Genomic DNA, 16,595 nt, shown 5'->3' with positions numbered 1-16,595 from the left:
CGCCGTTCGGGAGTTGCGGCAGGATGGCCCCATGCCGAACCGCCTCGCGTACGAGACCTCGCCGTACCTGCTCCAGCACGCCGACAACCCCGTCGACTGGTGGCCGTGGTCGCCCGAGGCCTTTGCCGAGGCGCGCGAGCGTGGCGTGCCCGTGCATCTCAGCGTCGGCTATTCGAGTTGCCACTGGTGCCATGTGTTCGAAGCTGAAAGCTTTACTGATGAACTAACGGCGGCGTATCTCAACGAGCACTTCGTCAACATCAAGGTGGACCGCGAGGAGCGGCCCGACATCGACTCCGTGTACATGGAGGCCGTGCAGGCCGCCACCGGGCAGGGCGGCTGGCCGATGACCGTCTTCATGACCGCCGACGCCGAACCGTTCTACTTCGGGACCTACTTCCCGCCCGAGCCCCGGCACGGGATGCCCTCCTTCACGCAGGTCCTCGAAGGCGTGCGGACCGCCTGGGTCGGGCGGCCCGAGGAGGTCGCCGAGGTGGCGCAGCGGATCGTGCGGGATCTGGCCGGGCGTCAGCTGGACTACGGGAAGGCCGGTACGCCCGGGCCCGAGGAGCTGGCGCAGGCGCTGCTGGGGCTGACGCGGGAGTACGACGCCACGCGCGGCGGGTTCGGCGGGGCGCCGAAGTTCCCGCCGTCCATGGTGCTGGAGTTCCTGCTGCGCCACCACGCGCGCACCGGGTCCGAGGGGGCGCTCCAGATGGCCGCCGACACCTGTGAGGCGATGGCCCGCGGCGGGATCTACGACCAGCTCGGCGGCGGGTTCGCCCGGTACTCCGTGGACCGGGAGTGGGTCGTGCCCCACTTCGAGAAGATGCTCTATGACAATGCGCTGCTCTGCCGGGTGTACGCGCACCTGTGGCGGGCCACCGGGTCGGACCTCGCCCGGCGGGTCGCCCTGGAGACGGCCGACTTCATGGTCCGGGAGCTGCGTACGGACCAGGGCGGTTTCGCCTCCGCCCTCGATGCGGACAGCGAGGATCCGCTGACCGGCGAGCACGTGGAGGGGGCGTACTACGCCTGGACCCCCGCCGAGCTGCGGGAGGTGCTTGGGGAGGAGGACGGGGCGCTGGCCGTCGCGTACTTCGGGGTGACCGAGGAGGGCACCTTCGAGGAAGGCAAGTCCGTGCTCCAACTGCCCCAGGACGGCCCCGTGGTGGAGGCCGGGCGGCTCGCGGGCATCAAGGAGCGCCTCCTCGCCGCGCGGGCGGCGCGGCCCGCGCCCGGGCGGGACGACAAGATCGTCGCGGCCTGGAACGGGCTGGCGATCGCCGCGCTCGCGGAGTGCGGGGCGTACTTCGACCGGCCCGACCTCGTCGAGCGGGCGACCGAGGCCGCCGATCTGCTGGTCAGGGTGCACATGGACGGCCGCGCCCGGCTGGCGCGGACCAGCAAGGACGGTCAGGTCGGAGCCAATGCCGGGGTGCTGGAGGACTACGGCGACGTGGCGGAGGGCTTCCTGGCCCTGGCCTCCGTCACCGGGGAGGGGGTCTGGCTGGAGTTCGCCGGGTTCCTCGCGGACCTGGTCCTGGACCGCTTCGCCGCCGAGGACGGCTCGCTCTACGACACCGCGCACGACGCCGAGCCGCTGATCAGGCGGCCGCAGGACCCCACCGACACCGCGGCCCCGTCGGGCTGGACCGCCGCGGCCGGCGCCCTGCTCTCGTACGCCGCGCACACCGGCTCGGAGGCGCACCGCACGGCGGCCGAGAGGGCGCTCGGGGTGGTGCACGCGCTGGGTCCGCGCGCCCCGCGCTTCATCGGGCACGGGCTGGCGGTCGCCGAGGCGCTCCTCGACGGTCCGCGCGAGGTCGCGGTCGTCGGCCATCCGGAGGACGAGGCACGGGCGGAGCTGCACCGGACCGCGTTGCTGGGGACGGCTCCTGGGGCTGTGGTGGCGGTCGGGCTGCCGCGTGCGGCGGACGGCAGTGGGGGCGAGTTCCCCCTCCTGGCCGAGCGCACACTCGTACGCGACCTTCCCACGGCGTACGTCTGTCGACATTTCGTCTGCGCGCGGCCTACGACAGACCCGGTCGAGCTGGCGGAGCAGTTGGGGACGGTTCGTCCCTGAAGGGGCCGGAGTACCGTCAATTCCGGTTGCTCTGCTATGACTTGAGAAACGTGCTTTTTAACTGGACTGCGCCTGAGTGTCATGTTCAGTGCCTACTCTCATGTCTTCGGGAGTCACCGAGACGGCGCGCTGGGGGGTGCGCACGAGGGGGAAGCGGGGGCGGCGGGCCGGGGGGCCCGCCGTGAGCCTCCGGGGGGTTTCACGATCGCCGCCTGGGGTTGCGGCATGTCTGTGGGGGACAATTTGTACACCTCTGTGTTCATATCTGTCATTTCGCTTGCGCTTTTCGGGATAGCCGCCTTCACGCTCTGGTGGCAGATGCATGCCTGGCGGACACCCGAGGTGCTCGCCTCCACCCGTTTCGACCGCCCCGACGGGGGCGGCCGGCTGGCGTTCTCGCTGCTGCTGCCGGCCCGCCACGAGCAGGCCGTGCTGGAGCACACCATCGACCGGCTGCTGGAATCCACGCACACCGACTACGAGATCATCGTGATCGTCGGCCACGACGACCCCGAGACCGCAGCCGTCGCCGAACGGGCCGCGGCCCGCGAGCCCGTCCGGGTCCGGGTCGTCGTGGACACCCACGAGACCAAGAACAAGCCCAAGGCCCTCAACACCGCCCTCCCCTCCTGCCGGGGCGACATCGTCGGAGTCTTCGACGCCGAGGACCAGGTCCACCCCGAGCTGCTCGCCCACGTCGACCACGCCTTCCGCTCCACGGGCGCCGACGTGGTCCAGGGCGGGGTCCAGCTCATCAACTTCCACTCCAGCTGGTACAGCCTGCGCAACTGCCTGGAGTACTTCTTCTGGTTCCGCTCCCGGCTGCACCTGCACGCCGAGAAGGGCTTCATCCCGCTCGGCGGCAACACCGTCTTCGTCCGCACCGAGGTGCTGCGCGAGGCGGGCGGCTGGGACCAGAACTGCCTCGCCGAGGACTGCGACCTGGGGGTGCGCCTGTCGTCGGTCGGCAAGAAGGTGGTCGTCGCCTACGACTCCGACATGGTCACCCGGGAGGAGACCCCCGGCTCCCTGATGAGCCTGCTCAAGCAGCGCACCCGCTGGAACCAGGGCTTCCTCCAGGTGTACCGGAAGAAGGACTGGCGGCAGCTGCCCGGCCGCGGCCAGCGCTGGCTCGCCCGCTACACGCTGATGACCCCCTTCATGCAGGCCGCCTCCGGGGTGATCATCCCGCTCAACTTCGCCGTCGCCCTCTTCCTCGACGTGCCCGTCGGGATCGCGATCATCACCTTCCTCCCCATGATCACGGCCATGGTGACCTTCGTCTTCGAGATCGTGGGCCTGCACGACTTCGGCCGCCAGTACGGCCTGCGCATTCGCTTCGTGCACTACCTCAAGCTCGTGGTCGGCGGCCCCTTCTACCAGGTGATGCTCGCGGGCGCCGCGATCCGCGCCGTCTGGCGCGAGCAGCGCGGACGCAACGAGTGGGAGCTCACCAGCCACACCGGCGCCCACCTCACCGGGTCCGCCGCCCCCGCCCCCGCCCTGGCCGGAGCCTCCGCCGCCCCCGTCCTGGCCGGAGCCTCCGCCGGGTCCGCAACCCTGTCCGCGCCCGCGCCCGCCACCGCGTCCCTGCCCGCGTACGCGTCCACCGCGTCCACCGCGAACCGAGAGGACCGCCACCAGTGACCGCCACCCTGCCCACGGCCACTGATCCCCATCCCCGGCCCGGCGGGACCGCCACCGCCACCGCGCCCCGCGTCCCCGCCCAGCGCGGCGGCAGTGGCGGCAGCGGCTCCGGCGTCGGGCCGCCCGCCCCCGCCCGTCCGCTCGTCCGCTTCCGCTCCTCCCGCCCGGACCTGCTGCTGTGCGGCACGCTGCTGCTCGCGATCGTCCTCGTACAGGGCTGGAACATCACCAACTTCCCGACGCTGAGCGACGACGAGGGCACCTACCTCGCCCAGGCCTGGGCCGTCCAGCAGGGCGACGGCCTCGCCCACTACACCTACTGGTACGACCACCCGCCGCTCGGCTGGATCCAGGTCGCGGGCCTGACGTACCTCCCCTCCCTCTTCGTGCCCGACGCGATGACCGTCGCGACCATGCGGTTCTCGATGCTCGCCGTCTCGGCCGCCAGCTCCGTGCTGATGTACGTCCTCGCGCGCCGGCTGTGGCTGCCGCGCTGGGCCGCCGGGCTCGCCATGGCCCTCTTCGGGCTCTCCCCGCTCTCCGTCGTGCTCCAGCGGGAGATCTTCCTCGACAACCTCGCCGTGATGTGGATCCTGCTGGCCTTCTGCCTCGCCGCGTCGCCCAGCCGCCACCTGTGGCACCACTTCGGGTCGGGACTCGCGGCCGCCACCGCCGTGCTGACCAAGGAGACGATGCTGGTGGTGCTCCCGGCGCTGCTGGTGACGATGTGGCGCCACAGCCACCGCGACACCCGCAAGTTCGCCGTCACCGGAGCCATCACCGCCTGCGCGCTGATCGGGCTCACGTACCCGCTGTTCGCGCTGCTCAACGGGGAACTGCTGCCCGGCGCCGGGCACGTCTCGCTGATCGACGGCATCACCTACCAGATGGGCCGCGAGGGCTCCGGCTTCATCCTCGACCCCGGCTCCGGTTCGAACGGCGTGTTCCGGAGCTGGCTGTACTACGACACCGTCCTGCCGCTCGGCGGACTGGCCGGCGCCGTCCTGCTGCTGGTCACCCTCCGCTGGTCCGTCACCGCCCGCGCGCTCGCCGGTCCCGCGCTCGCCGCCGTCATCCTCGCGCTCGTGGCGATGCGGCCCTCCGGCTACCTCCCCGCCATGTACGTGATCCAGGCGCTGCCCTTCCTCGCCCTCGTCCTCGCCGGGGGCGCGGCCAGCATCGCGCACGCCGTGCTGCGCCGCCGCCGCACGCCGGGGGAGAGCAGGAAGCTGGTCCACGGACGCCGGGCGCTGGTCTGCGTGCTCGCCGCAGCCGCCGCCGTGTACGTCCTGCCGCGCTGGTACGAAGGCAACCGCACCGCGCTCACGGTGGACGCGAACGGCCCGTACCGGCAGGCCGCGGCCTGGCTCGGCAGCGAGGTCGCAGACCCGGGGAAGACCCGGGTCCTGGTGGACGACGCGCTCTGGCTGGACGCCGTGCACTCCGGCTTCGAGCCGGGCCTGGGCGCCATCTGGTTCTACAAGGCGGACCTCGACCCCGCCGTCACCAAGACCCTGCCGCGCGGCTGGCGGGACATCGACTACGTGGTCTCCTCGCCCACGGTCCGGCGCGACGCGGTGGACCTGCCGAACGTGAAGGCGGCGCTGGAGCACTCGACGGCCGTCGCCGTCTTCGGCTCGGGCGAGGACCGCATCGAGATCCGCCGGACCGACCGCGAGAGTGGGAGCTGAACCACCATGAGCGAAGACGTGTGGGCACCCCCTGCCCCGAACGATCCGGAGCTTGTGATTCCGGCGGAGCTGGACCCTGCCGCGAGCGTGGTCCCCGGCAGCGTCACCCTCATCGTCCCGACCTTCAACGAGGCCGGAAACGTGGCGGAGTTGCTGCGGCGCCTCGGCGACGCGCTCCCCGCCCACCTGCCCTGCGAGGTGCTGTTCGTGGACGACTCCACGGACGACACCCCCGCCGTCATCGAGAAGGCCGCCGCCGACTGCCCCTTCCCGGTGGCCGTCCTGCACCGCGCACAGGCGGACGGAGGCCTCGGCGGAGCCGTCGTCGAGGGCGTCAGACGGGCCGGCACCGACTGGATCGTCGTCATGGACGCCGACCTCCAGCACCCGCCCCACCTCGTGCCCGAACTCGTCGGCGAGGGGATACGCACCGGCGCCGACCTCGTCGTCGCCTCCCGCTACATCAGCGGCGGCAGCCGCGCCGGGCTCGCCGGCGGCTACCGGATCGCCGTCTCGCGCGGCGCGACCTGGCTGGCCAAGGGCCTCTTCCCGCGCGCCCTGCGCGGCATCAGCGACCCCATGAGCGGCTTCTTCGCCATGCGCCGCTCCGTGGTCACCGCCGACGCCCTGCGCCCCCTCGGCTACAAGATCCTGCTGGAGCTGGCGGTACGCTGCCGCCCCGCGAAGGTCGCCGAGGTGCCCTTCGTCTTCCAGGACCGCTACTCCGGCGAGTCCAAGTCCACCGCCCGCGAGGGCCTGCGCTTCCTCGCCCACCTCGCCGCGCTGCGCTCCGCCCACCCACTGGCCCGCATGGCCGGCTTCGGACTGATCGGACTCTCCGGCTTCGTCCCGAACCTGGCCGCGCTCTGGCTGCTCATGGGCGCCGGGATGCACTACCTGCCCGCCGAGATCGTCGCCAACCAGGCCGGGGTGCTGTGGAACTTCGTCCTCATCGAGGCCCTGCTCTTCCGTGACCGCCGCCGGCACCGCCACTGGGCGGACCGCATCGGCCGCTTCGCGCTGCTCGCCAACGCCGATCTGCTGCTGCGCATCCCGCTGATCGCGGTGTTCGTCGCCAAGTTCGGCATGGCCGTACTGCCCGCCACCGCCCTCGCGCTGGTCACCACCTTCGTCCTGCGGTTCGCGGCGACCGAGGCCCTCGTCTACCTGCCGCGCAAACCGCGCACCGCGGGACGCCACACCAGGAGTTGAGCCGCACAGAAGGGAACTTGTCCATGCGTCTGAAGATCCGGCGGAGGTCCGGGCGGCGGGCCGCCCTGCTGGCCGTCGGGGCGATGACCGCGGGCCTGCTGCTCACCGCACCGCAGCAGGCCACGGCCGGACCCCCCAATCTCCTCACCAATCCCGGGTTCGAGAGCGCGGGCGCGCCCGGCTCCGACATGCCGTCCTGCTGGTCCAAATCCGGCTGGGGCGACAACGACTTCACCTTCGCCACCGTCGCCGACGCGCACACGGGCACCAAGGCGATGAAGGTCTCCCTCACCCGCCGCGTCGACGGCGACCGCAAGGCCCTGGTCACCGAGACCACCGCCTGCGCCCCGACGGTCGCGCCGGGCAAGCAGTACGACCTGTCCGCCTGGTACAAGTCGAACACCCCGGACGTGTCGGTGACCGTGTTCCGCCGGGACACCACGTCGGGCTGGCAGTACTGGACCGACCTGCAGAACCCGCCGGTGAGCGCCGGATGGGCGCGCACGGAGGTCCGTACGCCGGTGGTCCCGCCCAACACCGACAAGATCGCGTGGGGGCTGTCGGTCTACGGGGTGGGCACGCTCACCTCCGACGACTACGCGCTGGAGGAGGTGGGCGCGCCCGGGCCGCAGCCGGCCTGTTCGGGCACGGCCGAGGAGTGCGCCAAGGGCAAGTGGGAGGTGATCCCGGCCCAGAACCCGGTGCGCTCGATGCACGCCGTCGTGCTGAAGAACGGCAAGGTGCTGCTGATCGCCGGCTCGGGCAACGACATCGCCCAGTTCAACGCGGGCACCTTCACCTCGGCCGTCTACGACCCGGCGAACGGTTCGTTCAAGACGGTCCCGACGCCGGTGGACATGTTCTGCTCGGGCCACGTGCAGCTGTCCGACGGCCGGGTGCTGGTGATGAGCGGCAACAAGGGGTACCCGTCCGCCGACGGCACGATCGGCTACCAGGGGCTGAAGGACAGCTACGTCTTCGACCCGGCCACCGAGGCGTACACGAAGACGAACGACATGAACGGCGGGCACTGGTACCCGTCGGCGACGATCCTCGGCAACGGTGACGTCATCTCCTTCGGCGGGCTGAAGGAGGACTCGACGGGCAACGTGACCGCGGAGAAGTTCTCGGCGGCGCAGAACAAGTGGCTGCCGATGAACGAGGTCAACCAGACCTGGTCGTACTGGGGCCTGTACCCGTCGATGATCCTGATGCAGGACGGGCGGCTCTTCTACTCGGGCAGCCACACCTTCGGCAACGGCACCCCGGGCACCGGCGCCTCCGTCTACGACTACGACGCCAACACGATCACCGACGTGCCCGGCCTGCGCAACAAGGACCAGCGCGACGAGTCGGCGAGCGTGCTGCTGCCCCCGGCGCAGGACCAGCGGGTCCTGACCATCGGCGGCGGCAACAACGAGACCAACCCGGCGGCGAACCGGATCACCGACATCATCGACCTGAAGCAGCCGAGCCCCGCCTACACGGCCGGCCCGGACATCCCTCTCGGCCTGGTCGACCAGGGCGCGGGCAAGCGGCCGCAGACGGGGGCCGAGGGCAAGATGTACGTGTCCGCCGTGCTGCTGCCGGACGGCAAGGTGCTGGAGACCGGCGGCGCGCTCCACGACCGGGCCGACCCGGTGTTCGAGGCCTCGTTCTTCGATCCGGTGACCAACACCTACCAGCCGGGGCTGGCCGCCGACCCGATCCCGCGGACCTACCACTCGGCGTCGTTCCTGATGCCCGACGGCCGGGTGATGTCGGTCGGCGACAACCCGGGCAACGGCACGTACAACCACAACGTGTCGATCTACACCCCGCCCTACCTCTTCAAGGGGCCGCGCCCGCAGATCACCTCGGTGATCGACACCCAGTGGGTGTACGGGGACACGCAGCGGATCACCGTCGACCGGCCCGTAGCCAAGGCGGAGCTGATCCGTCCGGCGGCCGTCACCCACTCCTCGGACCCCAACCAGCGGTTCGTGGACCTGCCGATGACCGTGAACGGGAACACCGTCGACCTGAACGTCACCAGCAACCCGAACCTCGCGCCGCCCGGCTGGTACATGCTCTTCGCGGTCGACGCGAACGGTGTCCCGTCGGTCGCGAAATGGGTGCACCTGGGCGGGGCCCCGGCCCTGGCCAAGACGGGCGAGCAGCCCTCCGCGCACCAGCACACCTTCGCCGACGCCCTGGGGGCGCCGAAGAAGAACCCGGCCAAGCGGGACTCCGTACCCGTGGCGCCCAGCGTGGCCGGCTGCGACCGGCACTACGGCTCGGTCAACCTGTGCGTGCCGACCCGCTTCCCGGCGGAGGTGAAGGAGACCACGAAGGCGCGCTGCGAGTGGCTGGCCGCCCACCAGTACCCGAAGCGCATGAAGGTGAACGGCAGCGATCCGCTGCGCCTCGACCCGGACCGCGACGGCTACGCCTGCTGACGGCGGCCGCAGCGGCGGGGCCCGGTCGCGTGTCGCGGCCGGGCCCCGCCGTCAGTGCTGGTAGGCGGCGAGCGAGATGCCGACGTAGTGGGCCACGAAGGCCGCGAGCGTCAGGGAGTGGAAGACCTCGTGGAAGCCGAAGAAGCGGGGGGAGGGGTTGGGGCGCTTCATGCCGTAGATGACCCCTCCCGCGCTGTACAGCAGACCGCCGACGATCACCAGGACCAGGACGGCGATGCCGCCGGTGCGCATGAAGTCGGGCAGGAAGAAGACGGCGGCCCAGCCCATCGCGATGTAGCAGGGGGTGTAGAGCCAGCGCGGGGCGCCGACCCAGAAGACTCGGAAGGCGATGCCCGCGGCGGCGGCGAGCCACACCGCCCACAGCAGGGTCCGCCCGGTGGAGGGCGGCAGCAGCAGGACGGTCAGGGGGGTGTACGTGCCCGCGATGATCAGGAAGATGTTGGCGTGGTCGAGCCGCCGCAGGATGGCTTCACCGCGCGGGCCCCAGGTGCCGCGGTGGTAGACCGCGCTGACACCGAAGAGCAGGCAGGCCGTGAGGATGTACACCCCGCAGGCCACGCGGGCCCGGGTCGAGTCGGTGAAGGCCATCAGGACGAGGCCCGCGACGAGCACGGCGGGGAACATCCCCAGGTGGAGCCAGCCGCGCAGGAGGGGCTTGGCCTCCAGGGCGGACTCGACGGCCTCGGCCGCCTCGACGACCGGGGAGGACTCGGCGGCCGGGACGGCGGCGGCGTCAGAAGTCATGGCGCACATGCTACCTACGGGTCCGTAGGTTTCTGTTAGACCGCTTTACAGAAGATTGACGCGAGTGGCGATGCTCACGTGAGAGGCCCTCTGGACATATGCGCACATCCACCGGATGATCAGATGAGTGCGGTCGGCACCGGATGAGCGGAGCGCGAAGCGTCCGGGTCGCAGCCCCCACGGGGCAAACACCAAACACACCCCTCAACAAGGAGCAATCGTGGCGCGCGACAACGCGGCTCCCACCATCCCGACGACTCACCAGGAGCTGATCTCCTGGGTGGACGAGATCGCAGCCCTCACCCAGCCGGACCGCGTCGTCTGGTGCGACGGCTCCGAGGGCGAGTACGAGCGCCTGTGCGAGGAGCTCGTCGCCAAGGGAACGTTCAAGAAGCTCGACGAGACGAAGCGCCCGAACTCGTACTACGCCGCCTCCGACCCGTCCGACGTCGCGCGCGTCGAGGACCGGACCTTCATCTGCTCCGAGAAGGAAGAGGACGCGGGCCCGACGAACCACTGGAAGGCTCCTTCGGAAATGAAGGAGATCTTCGCCGGGCAGGAAGGAATCTTCAAGGGCTCGATGAAGGGCCGGACGATGTACGTCGTCCCCTTCTGCATGGGCCCCCTCGGCTCCGAGCTCTCCGCGATCGGCGTCGAGATCACCGACTCCGCCTACGTCGCCGTCGCCATGCGCACCATGACCCGCATGGGCAAGGCCGTCCTGGACGAACTCGGCACCGACGGCTTCTTCGTCAAGGCCGTCCACACCCTCGGCGCTCCGCTCGCCGAAGGCCAGGCCGACGTCCCGTGGCCGTGCAACACCACCAAGTACATCTCGCACTTCCCCGAGACCCGCGAGATCTGGTCCTACGGATCCGGCTACGGCGGCAACGCCCTCCTCGGCAAGAAGTGCTACGCCCTGCGCATCGCGTCCGTCATGGCCCGCGACGAGGGCTGGCTCGCCGAGCACATGCTGATCCTCAAGCTCACCCCGCCGCAGGGTGAGGCCAAGTACATCGCCGCCGCGTTCCCGAGCGCCTGCGGCAAGACCAACCTGGCCATGCTGGAGCCCACGATCCCGGGCTGGATCGTCGAGACCGTCGGCGACGACATCGCCTGGATGCGCTTCGGCGAGGACGGCCGTCTCTACGCGATCAACCCCGAGGCCGGCTTCTTCGGCGTCGCCCCCGGCACCGGCGAGCACACCAACGCCAACGCCATGAAGACCATGTACGCCAACACCGTCTTCACCAACGTCGCGCTCACCCCGGACGGCTCCGACGTGTGGTGGGAGGGCATGACCGAAGAGTCGCCCGCCCACCTCACCGACTGGAAGGGCAACGCCTGGACCCCGGAGAGCGACACCCCGGCGGCCCACCCCAACGCTCGCTTCGCCGTCCCCGCCTCCCAGTGCCCGACGATCGCCCCCGAGTGGGAGGACCCCAAGGGCGTCCCGATCTCCGCGATCCTCTTCGGCGGCCGCCGCGCCTCCGCCGTCCCGCTGGTCACCGAGTCCTTCGACTGGAACCACGGCGTCTTCATCGGCTCGAACATCGCCTCCGAGAAGACCGCCGCCGCCGAGGGCAAGGTCGGCGAACTGCGCCGCGACCCCTTCGCCATGCTGCCGTTCTGCGGCTACAACATGGGCGACTACATGGGCCACTGGATCGACGTGGCCAAGGGCAAGGACCAGTCCAAGCTCCCGAAGATCTACTACGTGAACTGGTTCCGCAAGAACGACGCGGGCAAGTTCGTGTGGCCCGGCTTCGGCGAGAACAGCCGCGTCCTGAAGTGGATCGTCGAGCGCCTCGACGGCACCGCCGAAGGCGTCGAGACCCCCATCGGCATCCTGCCGGCCAAGGACTCCCTCGACACCGACGGCCTGGACCTCCCGGCCGCCGACCTGGACTTCCTCCTCACCGTCGACAAGAAGGTCTGGCGCGAGGAGGCCGCCCTGGTCCCCGAACACCTCAACACCTACGGCGACCACACTCCCAAGGAGCTGTGGGACCAGTACCACGCGCTCGTCGAGCGCCTGGGCTGAGCCAGGACGCGCCCTGAACAAGGGCCAATGAACGTGGGAGCCCCCGACCAAGCGGCGCCCACCGCTGTGGGAGCCCCCGACCAAGCGGTTCCCACCGCAGCACATGACCGCCCTCAGGAGCGTCCTCGCTCCTCCAGGTAGGTCGTGTGCGTCTGCTGACGGCGGGCCTCCACCTCGTGGAGGTCCGCCGTCACGCTTCGCGCCTCCTCGACCAGGACCGCCAACTGCCGCTCCAGGTGCCGCTCCGGCGACTCGCCGCCCGGCGCCATCCGGTTCCACCAGCGCGTCCGGTTGTACGCGTCCACACACTCCGGCACGTCCTGCCGGATCCCCCGCGACAGCGCGTGCACCGCCTCCGGCTCCGTGGCCAGCACATCGGCCACCCAACCCGGCGCCAGCAGCGCCCCGTACAGCTCCAGCAGCACCCCCAGCGTGTCCCCCGCCCCCGACGGCAGCTCCACCTCGGCCAGGTACTCCCGCAGCCGCGCGAAGTCGTCGCGCAGTACGCCGAGCTCCTCGCGCGGATCGAAGGGCGGCGGCGCCGCCCGCTCCGGCGGGGCGATCAGCGCACCCGCCCCGTACAGCCCGGCGACCACCACCGGCCAGTACGCGCCGCCCGCCCCCGCCAGGGTCAGACCCACCCCGGCCAGACCGCAGGCCGAACCGGCCAGGTTCTTCTTCGACTCCAGGTAGCCGAGGACCTTTCCGGATCTACTGGTAGCCACGGATCTCCTCGAATGCTCCGTTCAGCGAACCGTTCCCGTCGGTGGCGTCGAAGAGGCGCCCGCCGGTCAGCTCGGTGATGTGGGTGAGCTCCTTGCGGTCCGATTCGCCGAACAGCACCGCGAAGACCGGCGTGTGCTTCTGCGCCTCGGGCAGCGCGGCGTAGAACGAGTCGAAGTGCTTGGCCCCCACGCCCTCCGTGTTCTCCCCGTCCGTCATCAGCACGATCGAGGTGAACGCGTCCGTACCGCCCTTGCCGAGGTGCTCGTACGCCGCCTCCAGACTGCCGTAGACCGCCGTACCCCCCTCCGGCGCCAGCGACTGCACATCGGCGCGCACCGCATCCAGCGCCGGGCCCGGATTACCCGGCTCGACGACGTGCGTCCGCACCTTCTTCACCTTGGACCCGAACGGCAGGAGCGTCACCTCCTCGCGGTCCCGGAACCGCTCCCCGGTCCCCGAACTCCCGCTCCCCGTCAGGTCCGTCAGCGCCGACTTCAGCCGCCCGATACGGTCCCCCTCGGCCATCGAACCCGACGTGTCCAGCACGTACACCGTCCGCGAAGGCCGGCGCAGCTCGTTCTCGTACGAGGCCAGCAGCCCGTCGGCCACCGAACGCGAACCGGGGAACGGCAGCTCGCGCCGCTTCTCCGCGTCCAGCCCGGCCGCCGGAGCCACCCCGGCCGCCACCGGGCGGCGGAACGTCTGCTCGGTGATCGCCTTCTGCGCCCCGGCGCCGCGCAGGTACTCCGTCAGCGCCCGCCCCGACTCACGGGCCCCGGCCGGGGCCGACGTCAGCAGGGTCAGCGGATAGTGCGCGGTCACCACCCCGTCGCGCGGCCGGATCACCGTCAGCGGCGCCTTGGCGTCGCGGTTCATGGACAGCAGCACCGACTCGTAGTTCACCAGCGCGTCCACGTCCCCGCGCTTGGCGTACGCCGAAACCAGCCAGCCGGAGGAACCCGAGGTCAGCTTCTGCCCGGCGAAGAACTCCTTCAGCCGCGGTGAGGCCGCCTTCACGTCCGCATCGGTCAGCGCGGCCTGCGCGCCCGACAGACCCGAGGCCACCGACACCAGGGCGGAGAAACCCGAGTTGGAGCGCACCGGGTCGGTCATCCCGTACGTCAGCTTCCCCCCGGCCACCGCCTCGTGGACCGCCGACCAGGTCACCTCCTCGGGCTTCCAGCCGAGCCGGGCCAGCGCCTCCGGCCGCACGCCGAGCGCGACCGGGGAGGACATCACCGGGGTCTCGTTGGCGAGCTTCCCGGCCGCCTCGGGACGCAGCCGCAGATAGTCGTTGGACGACAGCCAGATCGCGTCGTAATTCCCGTCCGCCTTCCCGGACGCGACCTGCTCGGCCGCGTCGAGCGTCCCGGACCAGGTCAGCTCGACGCTCACCCCGGTGGCCTTCTTGGCCTGCGCCAGTACGGGCTCCAGGTCGGCCAGCTCACTGGAGGCCAGCACCCGCAGGGTGCCCTCCTTGTACGCCGTCTCCTTGGGCTTGGGAGGCGCATCGGCGGTGCAGGCCGTCGCGGCCGCGAGCACGGCGAGGGCGACGGCGATCCAGCCTCGCCGAGCACCCCCCAGCCTCGCCGGCGTTTGAGGCGTGGGGGTCTGGGGGCGGCGCCCCCAGTTTCGGGAAGGGGCGGGGCGGGGAGAGGCTCCGCGCAGCGGCCCCACACGCCACCGGCCCAGGTCGCGAGAGCTCACAGCGCACCGCCTTCCAGCGCACCGGCGGTCCGCGTCCGCGCGAGATACGCCGACGCGGTCTGCAGCTCCCCGGCCAGCGACTCCACGGTCGCGGCCATGTTCTCCGTGGCCTGCACCTTGAACGTGTCGATCGCGTCGAGCGTCTTGTAGATCTGCGCGAACGCCGTCCGCAAGGTCTCCGCGCCCACCGCCGGATCGGCCGCGATCCGCTGGATCTCACCGCTCTGCGTGGACAGCATCTCCGCGTTGCCCCGGATCAGCTCCTCGGTCGTCCCCTTGAGGGCGTTGACCTGCTCGACGACCTTGCGCTGGTTGTCGAGCGCCGAGGCCAGCATGACCGCGATCCGCAGCGCCGAGACGGTCGTGGTGGCGGCCCGGTCCACGCCCTTGATCAGCTCGTCGTTGTTGCGCCGGACCACGTCCATGGCCAGGTAGCCCTGCGCGCACACGGCCAGCTGCGTCAGCAGGTCCTGGTGCTTCTGCCGGACCGGGAACAGCACGTCCGCGCGCATCGCGTCGGCCGCCTGCGGATCGGCGTACTCCGCCTCGGCTATCCGCTGCTCGACGGCCGCGTCCAGGGCCTCGGTGAGGACCGCGTACTCCTGGAGCTTGCCCATCGTCTCCCACAGGCGGGCCCGCTCGGTGTGCAGGGCCGCGTTGTCGCGGCGCAGCTCGTCCTGGCCTCCGCGCAGCGAGCCCACGATCTTGTTGAGGGTGGCCTGCGAGGAGGCGTACTTCGCCACGTGGTCGCGGAACCTGTTGCCGCCCGGCAGCTTCGCGAGCAGCTTTCGGGCCCCCTTGGCGGACGACTCCCGCGGGTCGAGGTCCTCGACGGTGCGCCGCAGCTCGACCAGGGACCCGGCCACGCGGGCCTGAGCGTCGCCGCCCTCGCCGGAGCCGAGGGAGCGCACGGCCCGCTCCAGCATCCGGTTGGACTGCTGGGCGGCGCTGCGGATGTCGGCGGAGCCCAGCCCGGCGATCTCGCCTATGCGCTGCGCGAACTCCGGGGAGCGGCTGTCGATCCCGGCGAGCTGGCCGACGTACTCCCCTGCCCGGCGGGCCATCTCCTCGTGGACGCCGTCCTGGAGCGGGACGAGCCCGGAGGCCTGCTCCCGGCGGACGGGGGCGACGGGATCGGGTGCGGTGAGGACGAGTGGTGCCCCGTCCCCGTCGGCGGTCGGCGTCATGTTCACGGTGTGTCCCCCTGGCCCTTGGCGCGCTCGGCCAGCGCCATCAGGATCTTGACGGTGGGTGTGCCGACCTGGCGGATGCCGGTCAGCCCCGGGTTGAGGTACGCGGCGTGCGGGGCGGTCGCGGTGGTGAACTCGCCCACGCCGTCCTGCGGCCGGAACCCGTGGCGCAGGGCCAGCTCGCGCAGCTTGGGGTCGGTGGCGAGGAGGGAGCCCAGCTCCTGGGCCTTGTCGCCGAGCGGGACGAAGGTGTGCGCGGTGTTGACGGTGGTGTCCGGGTAGAGGACGACCATGTCGCCCGGATCCTGCTTCTGCAGCAGCAGGGCAGCCACCTGGGACTCGTAGACCAGGATGAGCGGTTCGCCGCTGCCGCTGATGAAGGCCCGGAAGGGGTCGTCGGTGCTCTGTTCCAGCGAGCCCTGGACGGAGATCAGCTTGCGCATCAGCGGTGCGGTGCGGTCGACGCCCGCGTCGTCGGCGACGACGTTGCTGCTGTTGGCGACGTTGGAGGTGGCGGCCAGGAAGAGGGCGCCGGAGTTGGAGGTGGCCGGGTCGGTGGTCTTGACGAACACGGTGCCGGTCAGCTCGGAGTGGGCGGAGGAGCCGGACAGCTGCTGCCAGGTGCGGTCCTCGGAGGCGGCCTTGAGGAAGGGGCCCATGAGGAGGGTGCCGGAGTTCTTCCCGTTCATCTTCGCCAGGCCGTTGGAGGCGAGCACCTGGGCGGCATTGGTGCGGGCGATGACGACGAGCGGGGAGTAGAAGGGCTTGGTGGTCTGGGCGCCCTTGAGGCCGGCCGCGACCTCGATCTCCTTGGCGGGTTCACTGCTGCTGGGGAAGGCGAAGTCGAACTCCTTGAGGGCGAGTTGGTCCATCGCCCAGGAGCCCGAGGTTTCGGTCTTCACGGTGTAGCCCTTGTTCGCGAGGGCCTTGACGACGTCGGGGTCGCGGAAGAACTCGGACTTCTCCGAACCGATGACGCCACGCACGGTCTTCGTTGCCGTGGTTGCTGAGTCCTGCCCCTGGAGGACGGCGACGATCACGCCGCCTACGAGGAGGAGGCCCAGGACGATTCCTAGGATGCGTCTCACG

General features: G+C 71.0%; 11 protein-coding genes. 6 read left to right on the top strand and 5 right to left on the bottom strand.

What is annotated here, in order from left to right; translation table 11 throughout:
• The first annotated feature begins 31 nt into the window (after positions 1-31).
• The 5 genes from OG447_RS02660 (at position 32) to OG447_RS02640 (ending at position 9,074) form a co-directional block, all read left to right on the top strand.
• Positions 32-2,086 (top strand): thioredoxin domain-containing protein, encoded by a 2,055-nt coding sequence (locus OG447_RS02660; protein ID WP_266934568.1) that lies wholly within the window; start codon positions 32-34, stop codon positions 2,084-2,086.
• A gap of 243 nt (positions 2,087-2,329) precedes the next feature.
• The gene (locus OG447_RS02655; protein ID WP_266934567.1) at positions 2,330-3,733 is read left to right on the top strand and encodes a glycosyltransferase; all 1,404 of its coding nucleotides are present in this window, start codon (positions 2,330-2,332) and stop codon (positions 3,731-3,733) included.
• 170 nt (positions 3,734-3,903) lie between these two features.
• Positions 3,904-5,424, top strand: a complete 1,521-nt coding sequence (locus OG447_RS02650) for a glycosyltransferase family 39 protein (RefSeq protein ID WP_266938720.1) — start codon at positions 3,904-3,906, stop codon at positions 5,422-5,424.
• A 6-nt stretch (positions 5,425-5,430) separates the two neighbouring features.
• A complete protein-coding gene (locus OG447_RS02645) occupies positions 5,431-6,636 on the top strand; it encodes a glycosyltransferase family 2 protein (protein ID WP_266934566.1) in 1,206 nt (401 codons plus the stop codon).
• Between the two features lie 23 nt (positions 6,637-6,659).
• Complete coding sequence (locus tag OG447_RS02640) at positions 6,660-9,074, top strand: galactose oxidase-like domain-containing protein (RefSeq protein ID WP_266934565.1); 2,415 nt, start codon at positions 6,660-6,662, stop codon at positions 9,072-9,074.
• Positions 9,075-9,125: 51 nt separating this feature from the next.
• Here the strand turns inward: OG447_RS02640 and OG447_RS02635 are convergent, their stop codons facing one another.
• On the bottom strand, positions 9,126-9,848 hold the full coding sequence (locus tag OG447_RS02635; protein WP_266934564.1) for a hemolysin III family protein: 723 nt from the start codon (positions 9,846-9,848) through the stop codon (positions 9,126-9,128).
• Positions 9,849-10,059: 211 nt separating this feature from the next.
• Between OG447_RS02635 and OG447_RS02630 the strand changes: the two genes are divergently transcribed.
• On the top strand, positions 10,060-11,883 hold the full coding sequence (locus OG447_RS02630; RefSeq protein ID WP_266934563.1) for a phosphoenolpyruvate carboxykinase (GTP): 1,824 nt from the start codon (positions 10,060-10,062) through the stop codon (positions 11,881-11,883).
• Positions 11,884-11,996: 113 nt separating this feature from the next.
• On the opposite strand, the gene OG447_RS02625 is transcribed toward OG447_RS02630, so the two are convergent.
• From OG447_RS02625 to OG447_RS02610, 4 genes are all read right to left on the bottom strand, one after another.
• Complete coding sequence (locus OG447_RS02625) at positions 11,997-12,608, bottom strand: hypothetical protein (RefSeq protein ID WP_266934562.1); 612 nt, start codon at positions 12,606-12,608, stop codon at positions 11,997-11,999.
• Positions 12,595-14,151, bottom strand: coding sequence for a substrate-binding and VWA domain-containing protein (locus OG447_RS02620; RefSeq protein WP_266934561.1), 1,557 nt, complete (start codon positions 14,149-14,151; stop codon positions 12,595-12,597). Before OG447_RS02620 ends, OG447_RS02625 begins: the two co-directional genes overlap by 14 nt.
• 161 nt (positions 14,152-14,312) lie before the next feature.
• Entirely contained in the window at positions 14,313-15,503 is a 1,191-nt protein-coding gene (locus tag OG447_RS02615) for a toxic anion resistance protein (protein WP_266938719.1), read from the bottom strand.
• Positions 15,504-15,505: 2 nt separating this feature from the next.
• The gene (locus OG447_RS02610; protein ID WP_266934560.1) at positions 15,506-16,594 is read right to left on the bottom strand and encodes a substrate-binding domain-containing protein; all 1,089 of its coding nucleotides are present in this window, start codon (positions 16,592-16,594) and stop codon (positions 15,506-15,508) included.
• Position 16,595: the final 1 nt, after the last annotated feature.

Origin of the sequence: Streptomyces sp. NBC_01408 (assembly GCF_026340255.1) — a bacterium.
Taxonomy (GTDB): domain Bacteria; phylum Actinomycetota; class Actinomycetes; order Streptomycetales; family Streptomycetaceae; genus Streptomyces.
Note: the sequence above shows the minus strand (reverse complement) of the source record. Positions and strands in the feature narration are given on the sequence as shown.